Raw genomic sequence first — 311 nt, 5'->3', positions numbered from 1 at the left:
ATCCTAATATTAATTCGACAAAAGGTTGGGAAAGTCCTTCTTTTTTGTGAATTAAGTTATAAAATACAAGGGTTCTCAATTCACCTATTGACCAATTTGCCAATTCACCAATAAATTAATTAAATCATTTACTAATTTAGAAACAATCTACCAATTAAAATAATCTACAATCTTCCGATCAGCCAATCAACTTAGTTAGTCAGTTACCCGGTTTGCCAGTTTGTCAGTTAAGATTGCCGCGCTCTAATAACCCAGGTTCGTAAGGACAGAAAATGTTTCACCCCCACCTTAATCCTCCCCCTCGAAGGGGG

The organism is Candidatus Infernicultor aquiphilus (assembly GCF_002784285.1).
Taxonomy (GTDB): domain Bacteria; phylum Atribacterota; class Phoenicimicrobiia; order Phoenicimicrobiales; family Phoenicimicrobiaceae; genus Infernicultor; species Infernicultor aquiphilus.
This window is presented reverse-complemented; position numbering follows the sequence as displayed.